Origin of the sequence: Jeotgalibaca sp. A127 (genome assembly GCF_052266745.1) — a bacterium.
Classification (GTDB): domain Bacteria; phylum Bacillota; class Bacilli; order Lactobacillales; family Aerococcaceae; genus Jeotgalibaca.
Map to the genome: position 1 here is coordinate 1 of NZ_JBQPRC010000015.1, position 18,781 is coordinate 18,781.

The 18,781-nt window shown below is 42.9% G+C and carries 19 protein-coding genes and 1 other annotated feature; of the genes, 16 read left to right on the forward strand and 3 right to left on the reverse strand.

Annotated elements, in window-relative coordinates; translation table 11 throughout:
* The first annotated feature begins 314 nt into the window (after positions 1–314).
* Together ACTVAI_RS10865 and ACTVAI_RS10870 are read left to right on the forward strand one after the other, a co-directional pair.
* A complete protein-coding gene (locus tag ACTVAI_RS10865) occupies positions 315–533 on the forward strand; it encodes a DUF960 family protein (RefSeq protein WP_443486682.1) in 219 nt (72 codons plus the stop codon).
* A gap of 641 nt (positions 534–1,174) precedes the next feature.
* Complete coding sequence (locus ACTVAI_RS10870; RefSeq protein ID WP_443486655.1) at positions 1,175–2,122, forward strand: nucleoside hydrolase; 948 nt, start codon at positions 1,175–1,177, stop codon at positions 2,120–2,122.
* Positions 2,123–2,326: 204 nt separating this feature from the next.
* Here ACTVAI_RS10870 and ACTVAI_RS10875 read toward each other — a convergent pair whose 3' ends face one another.
* The gene (locus ACTVAI_RS10875; RefSeq protein WP_443486656.1) at positions 2,327–2,551 is read right to left on the reverse strand and encodes a hypothetical protein; all 225 of its coding nucleotides are present in this window, start codon (positions 2,549–2,551) and stop codon (positions 2,327–2,329) included.
* A 456-nt stretch (positions 2,552–3,007) separates the two neighbouring features.
* Positions 3,008–3,246: a binding site (T-box leader), on the forward strand.
* Positions 3,247–3,307: 61 nt separating this feature from the next.
* On the opposite strand from ACTVAI_RS10875, the gene ACTVAI_RS10880 reads away from it, so the two are divergent.
* Genes ACTVAI_RS10880 through ACTVAI_RS10910 form a run of 7 tightly spaced genes read left to right on the forward strand, consistent with a single transcriptional unit; the run spans position 3,308 to position 9,320 of the window.
* Positions 3,308–4,045: an amino acid ABC transporter permease gene (locus ACTVAI_RS10880; protein WP_443486657.1), complete on the forward strand. Its 738-nt coding sequence runs from the start codon at positions 3,308–3,310 to the stop codon at positions 4,043–4,045.
* Positions 4,046–4,051: 6 nt separating this feature from the next.
* Positions 4,052–4,786, forward strand: coding sequence for an amino acid ABC transporter ATP-binding protein (locus ACTVAI_RS10885; RefSeq protein ID WP_443486658.1), 735 nt, complete (start codon positions 4,052–4,054; stop codon positions 4,784–4,786).
* A gap of 18 nt (positions 4,787–4,804) precedes the next feature.
* Positions 4,805–5,257, forward strand: coding sequence for a GNAT family N-acetyltransferase (locus ACTVAI_RS10890; RefSeq protein ID WP_443486659.1), 453 nt, complete (start codon positions 4,805–4,807; stop codon positions 5,255–5,257).
* Positions 5,257–6,252, forward strand: coding sequence for a glutathione S-transferase C-terminal domain-containing protein (locus ACTVAI_RS10895; RefSeq protein WP_443486660.1), 996 nt, complete (start codon positions 5,257–5,259; stop codon positions 6,250–6,252). Before ACTVAI_RS10890 ends, ACTVAI_RS10895 begins: the two co-directional genes overlap by 1 nt.
* Position 6,253: 1 nt before the next feature.
* A complete protein-coding gene (locus ACTVAI_RS10900) occupies positions 6,254–7,138 on the forward strand; it encodes a transporter substrate-binding domain-containing protein (protein ID WP_443486661.1) in 885 nt (294 codons plus the stop codon).
* Positions 7,139–7,161: 23 nt separating this feature from the next.
* Positions 7,162–8,127, forward strand: a complete 966-nt coding sequence (locus ACTVAI_RS10905) for a glutathione S-transferase C-terminal domain-containing protein (protein WP_443486662.1) — start codon at positions 7,162–7,164, stop codon at positions 8,125–8,127.
* Positions 8,128–8,129: 2 nt separating this feature from the next.
* On the forward strand, positions 8,130–9,320 hold the full coding sequence (locus tag ACTVAI_RS10910) for a 5-methyltetrahydropteroyltriglutamate--homocysteine S-methyltransferase (protein ID WP_443486663.1): 1,191 nt from the start codon (positions 8,130–8,132) through the stop codon (positions 9,318–9,320).
* Positions 9,321–9,655: 335 nt separating this feature from the next.
* Here the strand turns inward: ACTVAI_RS10910 and ACTVAI_RS10915 are convergent, their stop codons facing one another.
* Positions 9,656–11,251 (reverse strand): potassium/proton antiporter, encoded by a 1,596-nt coding sequence (locus ACTVAI_RS10915; RefSeq protein WP_443486664.1) that lies wholly within the window; start codon positions 11,249–11,251, stop codon positions 9,656–9,658.
* Between the two features lie 147 nt (positions 11,252–11,398).
* On the opposite strand from ACTVAI_RS10915, the gene ACTVAI_RS10920 reads away from it, so the two are divergent.
* From ACTVAI_RS10920 to arr, 5 genes are all read left to right on the forward strand, one after another.
* Positions 11,399–11,680 (forward strand): DUF1905 domain-containing protein, encoded by a 282-nt coding sequence (locus tag ACTVAI_RS10920; RefSeq protein WP_443486665.1) that lies wholly within the window; start codon positions 11,399–11,401, stop codon positions 11,678–11,680.
* A 234-nt stretch (positions 11,681–11,914) separates the two neighbouring features.
* On the forward strand, positions 11,915–12,235 hold the full coding sequence (locus ACTVAI_RS10925; protein WP_443486666.1) for a hypothetical protein: 321 nt from the start codon (positions 11,915–11,917) through the stop codon (positions 12,233–12,235).
* Between the two features lie 77 nt (positions 12,236–12,312).
* Positions 12,313–12,723: an IS200/IS605 family transposase gene (gene tnpA, locus ACTVAI_RS10930; RefSeq protein WP_443472679.1), complete on the forward strand. Its 411-nt coding sequence runs from the start codon at positions 12,313–12,315 to the stop codon at positions 12,721–12,723.
* A gap of 33 nt (positions 12,724–12,756) precedes the next feature.
* Positions 12,757–14,271, forward strand: coding sequence for a hypothetical protein (locus tag ACTVAI_RS10935; protein WP_443486667.1), 1,515 nt, complete (start codon positions 12,757–12,759; stop codon positions 14,269–14,271).
* Between the two features lie 573 nt (positions 14,272–14,844).
* Positions 14,845–15,294, forward strand: a complete 450-nt coding sequence (gene arr / locus ACTVAI_RS10940; RefSeq protein ID WP_443472812.1) for an NAD(+)--rifampin ADP-ribosyltransferase — start codon at positions 14,845–14,847, stop codon at positions 15,292–15,294.
* Between the two features lie 157 nt (positions 15,295–15,451).
* Here the strand turns inward: arr and ACTVAI_RS10945 are convergent, their stop codons facing one another.
* Positions 15,452–16,753 carry a ClC family H(+)/Cl(-) exchange transporter gene (locus ACTVAI_RS10945; RefSeq protein ID WP_443486668.1) on the reverse strand — a complete coding sequence of 434 codons (1,302 nt, stop codon included), beginning with the start codon at positions 16,751–16,753 and terminating at the stop codon, positions 15,452–15,454.
* 256 nt (positions 16,754–17,009) lie between these two features.
* Between ACTVAI_RS10945 and ACTVAI_RS10950 the strand changes: the two genes are divergently transcribed.
* Positions 17,010–17,576, forward strand: a complete 567-nt coding sequence (locus tag ACTVAI_RS10950; protein ID WP_443472675.1) for an NADPH-dependent FMN reductase — start codon at positions 17,010–17,012, stop codon at positions 17,574–17,576.
* Positions 17,577–17,709: 133 nt separating this feature from the next.
* A complete protein-coding gene (locus tag ACTVAI_RS10955) occupies positions 17,710–18,702 on the forward strand; it encodes a DUF5050 domain-containing protein (RefSeq protein WP_443486669.1) in 993 nt (330 codons plus the stop codon).
* The last annotated feature ends 79 nt before the right edge of the window (positions 18,703–18,781 follow it).

Genomic DNA, 18,781 nt, shown 5'->3' on the forward strand with positions numbered 1-18,781 from the left:
GTGAGTCCTCCTGTTGTTTTGTGTGGTAACTAAATTATAGGGGTTCACTGGCCTTTTTGCATTTAAAAACAAAAATGGTGCCAGTGAATCAAAATGATTCACCAACACCAAATATTATAGAGCCATATTATATTAATGAAGTATCTGTAGTTAATAAGGCCAAGATCCTAAACAGGGATTTTGGCCTATTCTTTTTGTCTAAAAAACAAATGATAGAAGGAGGAAACATGTTTCAATCAAAAGATAACCGCTATGTTATTAGAAATGTGGACTCTACAGTACCTAAAAAGATGCAATTCTTTCTGTGAGAACTAATAGATGATCAAGTTAAGAAAGGTAATGAAATGGATTATTTCCAGAAATTCGAATTGAAAATTACTAATGAGGGGCAAGAGATAATACATAGTCAAGAAAGCCCTGAGCGGAACTATAAAATAGTGCAACCGATTCTGAATGAAGGCTGTATAAGCAAAACTATTTGGGTAATTGATGATATAGAATATCAAACAATGTTGTTTCCGGAAGACTACTAATCATTTAAAGGAGTATATATATGAAATGAAAAATCAATATGAAATTGATAGTAATATTAAAATAGCAAAATAAAACCATATAAAGTAGTACTAAAATAAAGTTAAGGAGGGATTGAAATGTGTCATTTTGGAAAGGAAAATAGTCATCTATCAAAAATATCATTTATTTATGATACGCACATGCGTATCACAAATAACGATTAAATCACTCATGATTTAAGTGTGAACGATGTCTTGTACATACCGTTGAGCTGTTGTGAGCGGAAAGCACCGTCTGATTGTGCAAAGGTTGAGGGATTTCTGAGGCTGCTGAAAAAGTCTAAATTTTTGGTTTCATAAAAACCACATCCCAAAAAAAGAGATGATATATGCCCTATAGTGGGTACAATCGTCTCTTTTTGTGTTTATTTTTCGGGCTAATTCCCAAAATGAAAATGAGTGGCGCCACTTTATCAGCAGCCTCGGATTTCTATTGACCTTTGCACTAAAAAGTCATTAAGAATGCAAAGGTTTGGATTTTGAGGTGAACCTTTGCACTAACAGGCGAATAGGCTATTTAAAAAGCACTAAAATCCATGCCAAGTATATTTTGGTGCTTATACTTACGAATGAAACAAGCGAAATTAGAGGAGAATGATAAAATGACACATAAAATTATTATTGATTGTGATCCAGGGATCGATGATGCAATGGCTTTATTGTATGCCATTGCTTCTGAGGACATTGAAATTCTGGCCGTTCATACTGTAGCGGGGAATGTGAATGTGGATCATACAACGAACAACGCACAAGGGGTATTGGCTTTCTTGAATCGCCACGATATACCGATTTGTCGAGGCAGCAACATGCCGTTAGTGGAGAACCCAAGTTTTGCGGATGATGTCCACGGTGTGAATGGAATGAACGGCTATGAGTTCGACAGTTTCGCACCGTTATCTGAAAAAACAGCGTTGGAATCTTATGTTGCTATTTTACGAAATACATCTGAGAAAGTAACGATTGCGGCAGTGGGACCGCTGACAAATGTTGCTATTTTGTTGAAAGGTTACCCAGAACTGACGGATAAGATTGAAAAAATCATCATTATGGGCGGCGGCCTGAAAGGCGGAAACATTACCACGACAGGGGAGTTCAATTTCTATGTGGATCCGCATGCGGCGCACATTGTGATTAACTCCGGGCTTCCGATTGTTCTTGCTGGGTTAGATGTGACGGAGGTCGCCAGACTCCACAAGGAAGATTTAGAAGAGATTGCGTCACACGATGCGCGTTTGGGGCAATTCTTGTTAACGATCAATGAAAATTCCCTGTCTATTTATAATAGCCTTGGTTTCGGCAAGACGTGCACCCCGAATGATGTTGTTCCGTTGGTACACCTTTTACATCCTGAAGTGTTTGAAACACAGGATTTAAAAATTGATGTGAGTTACGATAGTTCTGAAACAAGAGGGATGACCTATCTGGATTCCCGGATTCGCATGCCACAAGAACCGAATGTACAGATGATTATGGATGTTGATTTGGCACGTTTTAGAGCAGCGTTTAAGGCGACAGTGATCAAATATGTCCAAAATTCCAATAACCATTGATTGTGATCCCATCGCAGTTACCACTCTGTAAAAAAGATGTTTGATCAACAATACCTCCAATATAATGATAGAGCACATGAGTGTGCAAAAACATGATATTGGAGGTATTTTTTTATGGTTCAATATCGCAAAATATTGGAGATGGCCCATGAGAGATTCAGTTTGCGGACGGTATCTGCAAGAAACAATCATGGTAGACCAAGGTCAATGACATGCTTCATCACCAAGCCGTTTAAAACGCAAGCTGTGGTATTTCAGCTTGCCGGCAACACCAGATGGTGAAGTATGTGCGACTTCCCGAGCTATTGGATGAATTGATGGCAGAGCAGTATCGAAATGACGGTTCTTACCGCAAATAAATTTAGAAGATTCCGAAGGCGGATCTACTGATTCTCGATGAATGGCTTTAATTGGTAAGGATGGTGTCACTTGCTGGTAATTTCGTTTGTCGGATACGATCTTGGATGATGAGGAATGTGGAAGTTGTTCCAAAAAAATAGCCTCATTTGTGAGTAGGCAATGTTTATATAAGTAGAGAGAGCAGCTATCTTTTTTTAGGTTGTATGCACGTATGGATCTTGTAAAACAGTTGGGATTTCGGGAGTTTATAAAAATATTCATAAACTCTGAAGGTGTAGCTAAAGAATGTACAAAGCGGTTGGCATGGTGGAAATTATTGCGACTTTAAGTGATGAGAGTGATTCAGTATTATTCAATAACTTCTCATTCGCTATTAGCCCTCATTAATAGAAGTGAGTCAACTTCTATAACTTTTAAAAGGAAAAATAAATGAGAAAGATTAAAAAAAACTAATATTCCGGTTGACTTTATAAAAAAAACAATTTATATTGATACTACGCTTTTAAAATGTAAATATGTAAATATGTAAATACGTTGATGAGAAGAGTAATTGATAAAATGAATTGTTCAGGGAGTCCGGCTAGTGAGAAAGGACCATATTCATTATCGATGAAGATGAGCTCTGAGTTTCCAAGGGTTAGCGCTACTTGGACGGGATTCACCCGTTAATGTGAATGACTATTGCCATGATGGAGTAGTTGATGAGGTGTAATTCGTGAGAGTTACATGAATAAGGGTGGTACCGCGAAATTTTCGTCCCAAATACTGAAGGTTTATTTCAGTATTTGGGATTTTTTTTGTTTTTAATTAAAGGAGGGAACATGATTGGGTAACTTTTTTGACTTTCAACTCTTTATCGATAATATACCAGCTTTGCTGGAATTCTTGCCTGTGACCATTGAGTTAACAATCCTATCAATGATAATAGCCGTCATTATGGGAACAATCATTGCATTGATTCGGTATAGCAAAACACCAGTCTTGTATCATCTAGCCACTATTTATGTTTCATTTATTCGAGGAACGCCAATCATCGTGCAATTATTCATTGCTTACTTTGGTATTCCTGCTCTACTGCGGGCGCTCAATGCGGCGTACGAATGGGGAATACCGGTCGATGCTGTTCCAGGCTATGTATTTGCCATTTTAGCTCTGGGATTTAATGAATCAGCATATTTGTCAGAAACATTCAGGGCAGCTTTACTTTCTGTTCCACGTGGGCAGATTGAAGCCGCCCAAGCACTGGGAATGACAAATGGCCAAACGTTGATCCGCATTATCTTACCTGAAGCCATGACGGTAGCGTTACCTGGTATTGGGAATGGGCTGATTACCTTAATGAAAGGAACATCCTTGTCCTTTACAACGGGTGTTGTCGAAATGACGGCGCAGGGCCGGATTATCGCGGGTAGAAGCTATCGCTATTTTGAAGTTTATGTTGCCTTAGCGATTATTTACTGGGCGATAACCATTATCTTGGAATTAGTCTTCTCTTATAGTGAAGGTAAGTTTTCAGTCTCTGACAAGGCACCTGAGCTTATCCAGAATGACCCGGGGGTGTAGTCCACGATGATAAAAATAGAAAATTTAACCAAGACTTTTGGAAATAACGCTGTATTGGACGGCATTGACCTGGATATTAAGCAAGGTGAGGTGTTGGCAATCATTGGCCCCTCTGGAACAGGGAAATCGACCTTGTTGCGTTGCATTAATCAATTGGAAGTTCCTGATTCGCTAAATATTACCTTAGATGGAAAAACGATTAATCAGACTTCAGCAAAGAAAGAAGATATCCTTTATCTTCGTCGAAATACCGGAATGGTTTTCCAGCAGTTCAATTTATTTAATAAGAAAACCGCCTTGGAGAATGTAATGGAAGGATTAGTAACAGTTAAGAAAATACCCAAAACAGAAGCTCAAGATTTAGCTGAAGAAGAACTAAAACGAGTAGGGATGTTCGAATGGAAAAACCATTATCCAAAGCATCTATCCGGAGGGCAACAACAACGGGTTGCCATTGCCCGTGCATTGGCAATGAAGCCTAAGCTCTTGTTGTTCGATGAACCAACATCTGCTTTAGATCCAGAGTTGGTTGGGGAAGTACTTGAAACGATTAAAAAGGTTGCCAACGAAGGCTACACGATGATTATTGTTTCTCACGAAATGCAATTTGTTAAGCAAGTCGCGGACCGTGTTATCTTTATCAACAAAGGGAAAATAATCGAAGACGGTCCACCGCAGCAACTGTTTGAACAACCAAAAGAAGCACGAACGAAAGAATTTTTGTCTAAGTTACACTTTTAATCCACAGGAGTGATAAAAATGAAATTTCACTTAGTTGACCAAGTTTGGCAACTCGCTTTAGTTTATGAAGTCAGACGCCAAACCTTAATGAATGGTAAGACCGTTCCACTTGATGTGGAATTTGATGAGGTGTTCGGCCAAATGTATCAATATGCTTTGGTTGCAGCTGACAGCAAGGATAAGGGAATTGCCACGCTTCGCATTAATTATATCGATGATAAAACAGCAAAATTAGAGCGTGTGTCCGTTATCCCTCAATATCAGGGCAAAGGGATTGGGACTTCCTTGCTTCAACGCACAGAGGATGAATTAAGAAAATTAAGTGTTGAAAAAATACTGATTCATTCCTTTGAACCGGCTGTAGATTTTTACTTAAAAAATGGCTATACCATTGATGAATCCACCCAGATACATTCGAGTATTCCCCAGATAGCTGTACGAAAAAAACTGTTAATAAAGGAGAGAATATGATGACGACAACCACAAATAAGATAGCTAGAATTGAAAGTGAAAATGAGATTAACTCAAAGGGTAAATTTGTCCGCCAAAAAAATCGCTTTGACACACCATTTGGAACTGGCCCCCACGACTTGTCAGTGGAAGCGAACCGTTACCGCATTCTGTGGACGCCAATTTGCCCATGGGCCCATCGTCAAATCATTGTCCGCGAATTGCTGGGTTTACAGGATGTGATCAGTGTTGGGACCGCTTATCCGGTTCGCACAGATGCAGGTTGGGATTTTGGAAAAGGGTGGCCTGTCGCAATTGGCGATGATAAAGGCATTGATCCGGAAAAAGAGTTTAGATTTCTTCCTGAAGTCTATGCTTATACCGACCCGGAATATAGCGGGCGTGCAACTGTTCCAGCGGTTATCGATTTAGAAACCCATCAGGTTGTCAATAATGATTATTTCAACTTAAGCTATTACTGGGAAAAAGAGTTCAAGCCATTTCATAAAGAAGGCGCCCCAGACCTCCTTCCGGAAGACAAAGAAGAAGAGATTAAAGCGTTTAATGACGTTCTCTTTCATGAAGTGAACAATGCCGTTTATAAATGTGGTTTTGCGCAATCCCAGGAAGCTTACGAAGAAAACTATGAATTATTGTTCAACCGTCTGGATCGTTTAGAAGAGCGCCTAGCAAATCAACGTTATTTATTTGGCAACGAGATCACAGATGCCGATATTCGCTTCTATGTGACACTAGCTCGATTTGACGTATCATATAACCCGGAATTTAAGGCAAACCGCAACCGGATTGTTGATTTTCCAAATATTTGGAACTATGCCAAAGATTTATATCAAACACCAGGATTTGGCAACACAACTGACTTTACAGCCATTAAAATGGGCTATTCCCTAGGAAATGTTGGGAAAAACCCTTATAAAATTTTAGCAAAAGGCCCTGATACAGCTATTTGGCAGGAACCGCATAACAGACACAAATTTGAGAAAGAAGGGAAATAACATGAAAAACACCAAACTATTCAAATTAATAGGAGCACTCTCTTTAAGCACTGTTTTTCTGGCGGGCTGTACTTTATCAGCACAAGGCAATGAAAATTCAACAACATCTGATAACGCTGACGTCACAACAATCACGGTTGGGACGGCGGGAATGCCAGCTCCTTACGTGACGACCAATGAAGACAATGAACCAGTCGGATATGATATTGATGTCCTTAAAGAAATTTTCAATCGCTTGCCACAATATGAGTTGGATCTTCAATTAGCCAATTTTGATGCCATCTTAACCGGTGTCCAAAGTGGGAACTACGATTTCATTATTAATAACTTTGCCTATAATGAAGACCGGGCACAATCTTACCTCTACTCTTATCCATACAACGAGACGCGTTATAGTTTTATTTATAATAAAGAAACACCCGTAACATCACTCAAGGAAGCCGCTGAAAAAGGGTATATTTTTGAAGGGAACGCTGGGTTGAATATGACGAATGTGGTTGAGCAGTATAACGAAGTCAACCCAGATCAGCCAATAAAAATTGAATATACAGATGCGGATTTACCGGTTATTTACCAACATCTAGATGATGGTGTTTCAGATTTCCGGATTGATGACAATCCTGTTTTGAACATTCTTCAAGAGGAATACGGTTTCGACAATATTGGTGTCAGTGAGCTATCGGAAGAAGATGGCGAATTTATTAATATCGTCTCCCATGGTTATATTTTGTTCCCTAAGAGTGAAGAAGGGGAAGACTTACGTGCTGAAATTAATGAAGTCATCAAAGAGATGGCGGAAGACGGCACGTTGGCTGAGATTTCCGAAGAACATTTTAATGTGAACCAAACACCTGCAAGTGAATTATACGAAGAGACTATCAACTAAACATTGACCAGGGAGACTAAAATATGGAAAAGCATGTAACGTTTGCTCAAGAAACCCAAGATGATGGCTCCTTTACCCAACAAGCGATTGCATTTGATACTCCCTTTGGTGAACAAGAGGGACAATTAAAACCAGAACCGAATCGTTATCGGTTGGTTTGGATGCCGGCTTGTCCACATGCGCATAAAGTTGTGATTGTCCGACACTTACTGGGACTTCGTGACGTCATTAGTCTGGGTACCACAGGACCGTATCGAACAGATGAAGGTTGGGTGTTCAGTGATGATAAGAATGGGAAGGATTCGGTCACAGGAGCCCGGTCAACTCTGGAATTATACCGGCGCACCGATCCTGATTATAGTCAACGGCCCACCGTTCCGCTCATGGTTGATGAAGAAACGGGTAAAGTTGTAAATAACGATCACAAAAATCTGACGATCCAACTTGAGACGGCATGGGCCGATTTCCATGGAGAGCAGGCACCGGATTTATACCCAGAAAAGATTCGTGATGAGATTGATCAGCTCAATCAAATAATATATGAAGAAATAAATGTTGGCTTTTACAAGGTGGGTTTTGCCCAATCCCAGGAAGCCTATGAAAAAGCCTATGATCGGTTATTTAACTATTTAGACTATTTTGAGGAACGCTTAAGTAATCAACGTTACTTATTTGGCAGTCAAATAACCGATTCCGATGTTCGTATCTATCCTTCTTTAGTCCGTTTTGATGTTGTTTACTACGATGAATTCCGGGCCAGGAAAAAACGACTTCGTGACTATTCCAATTTATGGGCCTACACACGAGACCTTTATCAACTGGATGGTTTCCATAACACGACTGATTTTGAATTTATTAAAGAATCCTATTACAGGTCTCCACACTTGGGAAAGCTATTTGGTAATGAAAACAACATTTTACCCAAAGGCCCTTCTCTGGTTGAATGGAGCCAACCTCATAATAGAGAACGATTAGACAAGGTGGAATAAAGATGACATTTACGAAAAGATTAACAGCTCCTTATCGTTTTGACAGCGTCGGTAGTTTTTTGCGCCCGAAAAGACTAACAGAAGCGAGAGAGAAGTTCAAGAATGGCGTGATTTCAAAAGAGGAACTGAGACGAGTTGAAGATGAGGAAATCATCAAATTAATCAAAAAACAAGAAGCGGTAGGTTTGAAGGCTGTTACCGATGGCGAGTTCCGCCGTTCATCTTGGCACATGGATTTTTTTGGTTATTTAATCGGGACAGAATTTTACTATCCGGATATCCAAACGCACAAGGCGCACTATTCTGAGGAAGTTTTAGCTGAAAGCGAAACGATCCAGAAAAAACCCGTGAATAAAAGCACTGGTTCTGTTCATTTAATTGAAAAACTTTCAGGAAAGAATCACCCTTTTATTGATCATTTCAAATTTACGCAGGAATATGCCTCAGATAATGTGGATGTCAAATTGACTATCCCATCACCGGCACAATTTATTCGGGAATTGGTACGTGATTACAATATCGAATCCACTCGGGCAGTCTACCCGACCGATAAAGAGCTGATTGAAGGTGTGTCCAATGCCTATCGTGAATTTTTAGAAGAGTTGTATGAGGCGGGCTGCCGTTTGGTTCAATTAGATGACACCAGCTGGGGAACCGTTATGGGACCCATCTCAGATGAGTTGTCCGATGAAGAAAAAGCGCGTGAGGTCGAACGTCGCGAGTGGCTGAAAGAGTTGTTTGTTTCCGTAAATAACGCAACCATCACCGAGCGTCCCGAAGATGTAACGGTAACAACCCATGTGTGCCGTGGAAATTATCAATCAGCGTGGTTTGCTTCCGGCGGTTATGAAGCAGTAGCGGATGAACTTTTTGTTCAAGAAACAATTGATGGTTATTTTCTAGAATATGATAATGATCGTGCAGGCGGGTTTGAGCCGTTAGCTAAAGTGAAAAAAGACAGCACAGTTGTGCTAGGTTTAGTAACTTCCAAAGTTGGAAAATTAGAAGACCGCAATGAAATAATCAAGCGTATTCAGGAAGCTTCAAGATACGTAGACCTGGACCAAATATGTTTAAGTCCACAATGCGGTTTTTCTTCGACAGAAGAAGGCAATATTATAACAGAAGAAGATCAATGGAAGAAAATCGAACTCATTAAATCTATCGCTGCTGAAGTTTGGTTAGAAGTATAAGGTAAATAAGCATGGTATTCTCAAATCCGTCGTTTTATTGGCCAAATTTACGCGTGGGAGAGAGCTGAATAATATAAGCCGTACCTCTTCTTGAGAAATGGTCATCGTGGACATAAGCAGTTTCTAAAGACTCTGTACACATTGGGCGTCGTCGCCTATCTTTTCTCTGCTATTGATACCCTTGATCGCTTAGGCTGACTGATAAAATGATGCGTATACAGCTTTGACAAATCACTGAGGGACTTATTGGAGCAATAAACAAAAAAACGTTTTTGACGAAATGAAAAAAATAGCAACTAAAAACGCGTCAAGCAATGTGCTTAACGCGTTTTTTCCTACCCTTCAATACCTTTTGCATCCAACACGAGAACCGTATCCCCTTCGCGGATCTTGGTATCGCCATTAGGGACAATTAGGTCGTTATCATCTCTTAGAACCAGTACAATGAGGAATTCATGATCTAAATGGATATTTTTAATTTTTTTGTTTACCCAATTATTATAGTCATTGATGCGGAATTCTAAGAGATCCGTTCCGACTACGTCAAAATATGAGCGTCCGGCCATTACGACAATATCGCCTACTTTGAGTTGGACATTCCCTTTGGGAACGATGGTCTCACCTTGACGAAGAATTTTTGCGATAATAAAATCAAAAGCCAAGTTAATATCCCGTATATAAGCATCCGCTAGATCACTGTCAGCTTTTATTTTGGTTGCTAAAAAGCCCACATCACTCTTATCCTGTAAGGAGTTGAAATTGCGTAAGGAAGCATCTTCCGGGTCGACCATATCAGTTTTCTTGGAAAGAACCGGCAGTAAGCCCCCTTGAATGAGTGATGACAATAAGCAAATGTCAAAAACAATATGATAAAGGTCGTTCATATTTGGCGTATCTGAATTCACCACACTAATGGCAAAGGCGATGGCAGCAGCACCCCTTAAACCGGCAAAAGCTATCACGGCCAGCTGATTTTTTTTCATTTTGAACGGGAGCATGAGACCATAAACAGAAGCGGGGCGCGCGATAATGGTCATGAATAACATAATGACAAACGCGGTGGGCATCATCGCAAAGATTGAACCAGGATCTGATAACAAACCAAGCAAGAAAAACAGGCCGATTTGTGCCAAATTTGTAAAACTATCAAAGAAGAAAACGACCTCACGTTTCCCTATAAACTCCTTGTTTCCGATATAAATCCCAAAAATATAAACAGCTAGATAGCCATTACCGCCCATCTGGTTAGTGAATTCATAAGTGAATAAAGCTGCGGCGGCTAAAAGAATAACCTCCATTCCTTCATTTGATTTCAGATAATCTAACAAACGGATAAATAGCCAACCCAACACGAAACCAAGGGCCAGTCCCAACCCAACTTGTAAAAGGATGAGGATTGGAACATTTACACGTTGGCCTTGTAACAACGTTACAAAAAGAACAACCATGGTGTAGGCAGTGGGGTCGTTAGAGCCAGACTCGAGCTCCAACAAGGAGTCCGTGTTGTACTTTAATTTCAAATGGCGGGATACTAAAACATCCGAGACGCTCGCATAATCAGTAGAACCAACAATGGAACCAAGTAACAACGCTTCTAACAGCGAAAAATCAAATACAAAGTATACAAAGAAACCAGTGATCAAGGCGGTGGAGATGGTCCCAAGGAAACTTAAAATGATGGCTTCCTTAGCGACAGGCTTAGACATTTTCCATTTCGTACCAAAACCACCATAAAAAATAATGAACATCAAGGCTAAGGAAGCGACTTGATTGGAAAAGGCATAATTTGTAAAGTCTGCACCAAAGAAATTAAAGCAAACGCCTAAAAGCATGAAAAGTAGTAATTGCGGTATCTTTAAATCATTAGCAAGCCGCATAGCTACCAAGGCTAAAATAAGTACAAGTGAAATTATGAGTATATAAATTGTCATCCCTCTTTCAATCAGATTATTTGTATCTTATATTATATCATACGAAAAGATGTTGGATTATTAAGGAATCATATGAAGCATTTTTTGAAAAGATATAGTAGGATTAACAGGTATGATGACATTTTTGGTGTTTAGAGGAGTGGGAAAATGATTCATTTAGTTGCCAATGAAGAACTTGAACTAAAATATAGAGAAAATTTTGGGGCGTGGACTTACCATATTCAAATTCCTGGTACGAAAGATTTAAAAGGGCAATGGGGAAGTACGAAAGTGAGCGGTACGTTGGATGATTATAAATTAGACAAACACAATTTGGCTCCAAGAACAGATGAAGATTATTTGATTTCAATCAATAAAGAAATTAGGAAAAGTCTGAACAAAAAACCAGGGGACAGGATTTTGGTCAACCTCTGGCTTGAAATATATTAAATAAGGTTTGTTTTTATTTGCGACGGGATATCCGGTAATTGGTCCCATCGAACACCTACTTGGGTGGTTCATATACAAGACCCTACAAAAGGAATCGCTTAAAGAGACCTTTTGTAGGGTCTTGTTTATTTTGAACCCTATACCATTGTTGAAAAGCACGGTATAAGGCTTGGCGTCATCGGAATTGCGGCTACCATCATTGACAAAACCATGCCCGCCCATTTTAGTGAAGGTTTGTATTTCACTTTGGGAAACGAAGAACTTCCGCATTATGTTAAAGAGCTCCAGGAAAAAGGCGTAGATTTAATAATTGTCCTCTCCCATCTCGGCTTTCCCCAAGATGTCAAAATGATGCAGCAAGTGAAGGGGATAGATATTTGTTTGAGTGGGCACACCCACAATCGCCTCAAAGAACCTGTTAGGGTTGGGGATACGACGATTATTCAATCGGGTTCGCAAGGCTCTTTTATTGGGCAGATTGCGGTCACGCTGGAAGATGGGAAAGTGGCGGAGTTACAACATGAACTTCTGACGATTACCAAAATAGCGTCGTAAAGCCCCTTGCTTCAGCTATGGGGATATAAGACGTGCACTTATTCGTATTAAGTAGAGGTGTATAGTATAATTTGTGTATGGAGAATAGAAAATACAAATCAAACAATAACATCACTTATTCCTGTACCTACCATATCGTCTGGTGTCCCAAATATCGGCGAAAGGTCCTGGTTGGACCAATAGCGGCACGCTTAAAGGAGCTCATTGTGGAAACGTGTGCCGCCCTATCCGTCGAAATCCAGGAAATGGAAATCATGCCGGACCACGTTCATCTTCTTTTGGATGTGGACCCACAATTCGGGGTCCACAAAGCAGTGAAACGCATCAAGGGAGTTTCTTCCCGTGTGCTGAGGCAGGAATTCAAGGAACTGACAACGAAGCTCCCCACACTTTGGACGAACAGCTACTTCGTTTCCACCGTGGGTGGCGCACCGCTTGAAAGGATTAAGCAGTACATCCAAAGCCAAAAGACCTCACAACGCCAGTAAAGATGTTTCGTCATCAAGGAAGGAGGGGCACGCATGGCCAAAAGCAAAACACCTTCGTTCGTGGTAGAGCTACGGCTTGTCACGCACCAAAACGAATCGGCAGTCCTGGATAAGCGCTTTGGCATCGCAGAACGTCTGTACAACAAGACCTTGTTCCATGCGCGGACGCAGCTGGACGAGCTGTACAAGAACCGCCGCTACCGGAAAACACTGGTCGAACGCCGTATGGCCATTCAAGCGAAGGACAAAATGCGCGAGACGGCGTGCAACAAGGAGCTGCACGCCATCCAGAAGACCTTCGGCCTGACGGAGTACGCCCTGCACGCCTATATTGGGCGGATGCGCCTTGCGTACGGCAAGCACATCGATAGCTTCACCGCCCAGAAAATCGCCACTACAGTCTGGCAGAGCGTGTCCGCCCTCCTGTACGGAAAAGGCAAGCAGGTTCGCTTCAAGAAGTTCGGTCAATTAGAGTCCATGGAAGGCAAAAGCAACGGCTCAGGCATCCGCTTCAAGGGTGACCGTGTCGAGTGGAACGGGCTGGTCCTGCCCGTCAAAATCCGCGTCAACGACCTGTTCGTCCAGGAATCACTGGCCCAGCATCGGGTGAAGTATTGCCGCATCGTGCGAAAGGCATTCACGGGCGGTAACCGCTACTTCCTGCAACTGGTGCTGGAAGGCATCCCGCCCGTGAAACGCGTCAACAATACGGGCCATCCCCGTCGGAATCCGAGCCCGCCACAAGCAGTGGGCATGGACATCGGCACCTCCACCGTCGCGGTGGCAGGCGCGGACGGCGTCCTCCTGAAAGAGCTGTTCCCGGAAGGGAAAACCTATGATCGTGCGATTCGCCGGTTGAAGCGCCAACTCGACCGGAGCCGGCGGGCAACAAACCCCGCCAACTTCAACCCGGACGGCACCGTCAAGCGGGACGGCACATTGACCTGGGTGCGGAGCAACCATTACCTGAAGACGCTGTTCCGCTTGAAGGACCGCTACCGCCGTCGGGCGGTGGCATTGAAAACAGCCCATAACAAGACCGCCAACACCATCCTCCAGATGGGCAACCAGCTCTACGTGGAGGACATGGACTTCAGGGCGCTGATGAAGCGGGCCCAGGAAACCACCCTCAACAAGGACGGGCGTTTCAACCGCAAGGGCCGCTACGGCAAGTCCATTGGCTACCATGCCCCCGGCATGCTGGTCGCCATCCTCAAGCAGAAGGCTCCCCAGGAGGGGGGCGCCCTGCACAAGGTGGACACATTCCAATTCCGTGCCAGCCAGTACAACCATGTGGACGATACGTATATCAAGAAGACACGCGATGAACGCACCACCCTCGTGGGCGACCAACGGGTCCAGCGCGACCTGTACAGTGCGTTTCTGCTGCAGAACAGCCAACCATCCCTGAAAGAAACCGACCGAACCAGCTGCACCGCTACCTTCGCGGCCTTCCTGACGCACCATGATACCTGTATCCAGACACTCTGCCGAGCGACACAACCCCAGTCCAGCAACTTCGGGCTGCGGGACTTTCAATTTGCATAAACAATAAACCAACCACAAATGGTTCAGCTGCGAGCCTTCAACGCCAATGGTGTCAACGGATACCTTGTTGAGAAAGTCACCGGGCTTTTGGGAATAGAACGGAGTTAGAAAAACGGCGTTACCTCCACGAAGTGATTCATGGGAACGCCGCCAGTACGGTCCGTGACGTCCCAACCGCCCTGGGAACCCCCTGGATTTATCCATGGGGAGCAGTCAGCGATAAGATTATCAATCGAGTAACGCTCACATACCCATCATATAGGGGGAGGCAACATGACTATGAAATTTAATCCGAGTAACCCGATTATCCAGCTCTGCATGCGAGGGATGGCCCTGGAAGAAGATGGCAACCGCGCTGCTGCAATGGCGACTTTATACGGAGCCTGGGACCAAGCAACGAATGACTTTGAAAAGTTTATTACTGCCTATCATTTCGGGATAAGGCAGAAAAATACCGCTGATAAGCTAGAATGGCTAGAAAAGTCCCTGGCCTTTGCGCGAAAAATAAATGACGATAACGTCAAGAGTGCATATCCGACATTATATTTTGCGATTGCCGACTGTTATAGAGCGATGAATGACCCTGAAAATGCGCGGAAAAATACTGAATTGGCGCATACCTTTCAAGGTAAGCCCACTGATGTGGGGCCTTTTTACCATGGAACCAAGGCTAATTTACAGCGGGGTGATTTGCTGATAGCGGGTAAAAATTCCAATTACGCGTCGGATTTTAAAATGAACCATATTTATTTCACTGCCAACATCAATGGTGCGGGCCTTGCGGCAGCGTTGGCCAAGGGTGAAGGGGAAGACCGTGTTTATCTGGTAGAACCGACCGGTGAATTCGAAAATGATCCAAATGTAACGGACAAGAAATTCCCGGGTAACTTAACGCGCTCGTATCGTTCGGTGGAACCACTGCGGGTTTTGGGAGAAGTAACCAACTGGGCCAAACTGACCCCAGCAGAGCGGCAGGAATGGGAAGAAAAACTGGCCCAAAACAAAGGTGAGATTATCAATTAAACGTAGGAAAGGGGCTGAGAAATAACTCCCAGCCCCCTCTATTTAACCGAATATTTGCTTCGTAAACGTGCTCAAAAGGCAGCCCCGGCGTCACTTCACGAATAATGCTCAGATGGTCGCAGACCATCTGAGCATTATTCGCTCCAGTGATCCGGGGCTAAACGCCTTTTTCCCACTCTCTTTCGTTTGTCTTACCCGCTAACATCAATTCCAACAGCGATTCATAAATCGGATCGGACTGGCAAAGCTCGGCTATGAAGTAGGCGATGAAGGTGACCAATGCAACAGGTAGAAGGTAATTGATCGAACCGCCTGTCATCTCCAATATCAAGAAAATCCCGGTGAGGGGAGCGCGCACAATGGCAGCGAAATGGGCAGCCATGGCGATGACGGTAAAGACGAGGAGGGTGTTTTGATCAATCATCCCACCCATCAATAACCCTGTACCGACAATGTTTCCGGCAAGGGAACCAAGTGCAAGCAAGGGGAAGAAAATACCGCCTGGTAATCCCGATGCAAAGGCCACAACCAACAAGAATAATTTTACGAAATAAAAGATTACCAAGGTTGCGAAAGTCGCATTTCCCTCGAAAGGCATCAAAATGAAATGTTCCCCAGAACCCAGCAGACGGGGATCCCACAATAAAAAGAGCGCCGTCACGAAAAAGGGAAAGATACATTTAATGGTGGTCGAAACAGACCATTTGGCATAAAGGTGCTTACCGGTGAGAATCACTTTGTTGAAGAAAACTCCGGATAAACCTATGATGACGCCCAAGAGAACCAAGTAAGGATAATCTTTTCCCGGTAGCTCAAGGGAAATAGGGATGGACAGGGTAAACTTGCTGCCCAATAATGCCACAGAAACGAGCGTTGCGGTAATGATGGTCAAGGAACTGGACAAAAACCCTCTGCGGGAAGTCTTTTTCAACAGTTCCTCCAATGCGAATATAATCCCGGAAACAGGTGAATTAAAAGCTGCGGCCATCCCCGCTCCGGCTGCACCTACAATCAGGTATTTTTGATTGGGTACACTCAAGTTATTCTTTTCAGCAACACCTTGCCCGATGGCGGCACCAATCTGGACAGAGGGGCCTTCCCGGCCGACCGTTAGTCCAGATCCGATGGTCAAAATCCCACCCATTAATTTATGAACCAAAATGGAATTCCAAGCAAAATCCAGCTTGCCACTCAATTTCCCCGCTACTTGGGGGATACCTGATCCACCTATCATCGGCTCTTTTTTAACGTTCCATGATACAACAAGGCCGATCAAAGAGAAGATTAAAATAAATAATAGCGTATGAAGCCAACTTTCTTGGCCGAATAAAATGAGATCATTAACGAGTCCCGTCAATATCGGGATCATCAAACGGAAGGCGCTCACGACCACGCCAACCAGTAAACCCGACAAAATACTTAGTAAACCTACTTTAAAATCCAGTCTTTTTTCTTTCATTTACAACCAACCTCCAATTAACCATTGTACGCCTGATTCAAAAGGATTAAAAGGGTGGGTTGCTATTCCCTTAGTGCACAACTATAGCAATATACCTCGAAGTTGTGCAGCGTTTATGTTCTATTTAATTTTACGTCGGCTATAAGAACTTCAGGGGCCACTTTTTGTAAAGCGCTACCAAATGATGTAAACTAATAATATGGACTGATCATAATGACGCCCATAAAATAAAAAAGAGGGTATAGGAGGAAAATTCATGTTAAAAATTGGTATTATTACAGGTAGCACACGTCCCAACCGGAACAGTTTGCAAGTGGCTGAAGCATTGAAAAGATTAGCTGATCCCAGAGGGGACGCCGAGTATGAGGTGATTGACATCAAGACATTTAATTTACCAATGTATGCAGAACCTATTTCCGCAGCCTACAGTCAAGACTATGTGACACCCGAAGCCATTCCTTGGTCCGAAAAGATTGCGGAGATGGATGGCTACGTCTTTATTACTCCTGAATACAACCACGGCGTAACATCAGCTTTGAAAAACGCCATCGATTATCTCTACCCGGAATGGAACAACAAGGCTGCCGGCATCGTCAGCTACGGTTCGACCGGTGGAGTCCGTGCTGCGGAAGCTTTACGCGTTATTTTGGCGGAATTGCAAGTCGCAGATGTGCGCACGCACCCGGCTATGTCCCTATTTACCGACTTCGAAAATATGAGTGTCTTCGCACCGGCTGATATCCACGCGGATACTGCCCACGCGATGCTTGACCAAGTGGTTGCCTGGTCTACAGCCTTGAAACCACTCCGTGAAAACAAATAAAATATGAGACTGTCCTCTCGGTGGGCAAGAACCTTATTCGACAGGATTCTTGCCACCGAGTTTTCTTTTTGGTCGGTGTGCTTGCAAGCGAGAAGTACGCTTTAAATTTTCTAGGGAAAGAGGAGGGGAAAAAGTGAAAAAGATTATGAGCGTAATATTTATATGCTTCTTTTCTTTGACCTTTACTGTTGGATGCACTGCTGATAACCCAAAAAACCCGCCACCCTTGAATACTTATGGAAACACATCAGGTAATTTGAATAATGGCGGCGTTGTCGCGCAACAAGGTGACTGGATTTATTATACGCACTTGGCAAACTATGGTTTGTACAAAATGAAAACCGATGGCAGTGAAAAAATGAAGCTGAATGATGATTCTCCCTATAACATGGATGTTGTGGGTGACTGGATTTACTATTTTAATTTCCCGGAAGTCGCAGAGTCAGAGCCGCCAAGCTCCTATAAAATCAAGACGGATGGGACAGAGAGAACCAGGATGGAGTATGGCGTTTTTTTTGGTTCGGTTGTCGTCGGTGACTGGATTTATAGTGCTATTGAAGAAGAGGATGGTTTCAAATTATATAAAATAAAAACGGATGGTACCGAAAAAATCAAACTGGACGGTGAGGGTTCAGTCTACTCCATCTATGTGGTGGGAGATTGGATTTATTACGGCAGTACACAAATTGAAGAAGGCGAAATGGCAAATCCCGGCGATATCTATAAGATAAAAACGGATGGGACAGAAAGAACGAAGGTAAGTGAGGGGAACCACATTTCCATCGTTGTTGTAGACGATTGGATTTATTATGTTGCTTACAGTGTTGATGAGACCGTGATGTACAAAATAAAAACGGACGGCACCGAAAAAACTCAGATTGTGGACGATAACGATATTGGTGGGTTGAATGTAGTAGGTAGTTGGATTTACCTTACGCGGAAAACGGAGCCTGGAATATTTAAAATAAAGACAGATGGAATAGGGAGAACCAAGCTGAATGATGATGCAATATTCGCGTCAGGTATAGCGGATGGATGGATTTACTACCTTACTTACAAGAGCGATGGTGAGGCGATCATGTATAAAATAAAAACGGATGGTACTGAAAGGACGGAAGTTAAGTGAAGAGGAAATTGATTAATCCGGCGCTATGGGTACTGGCATCGTTCCAGAAGCATACTTTGGCATCTACTTATTTAACGGA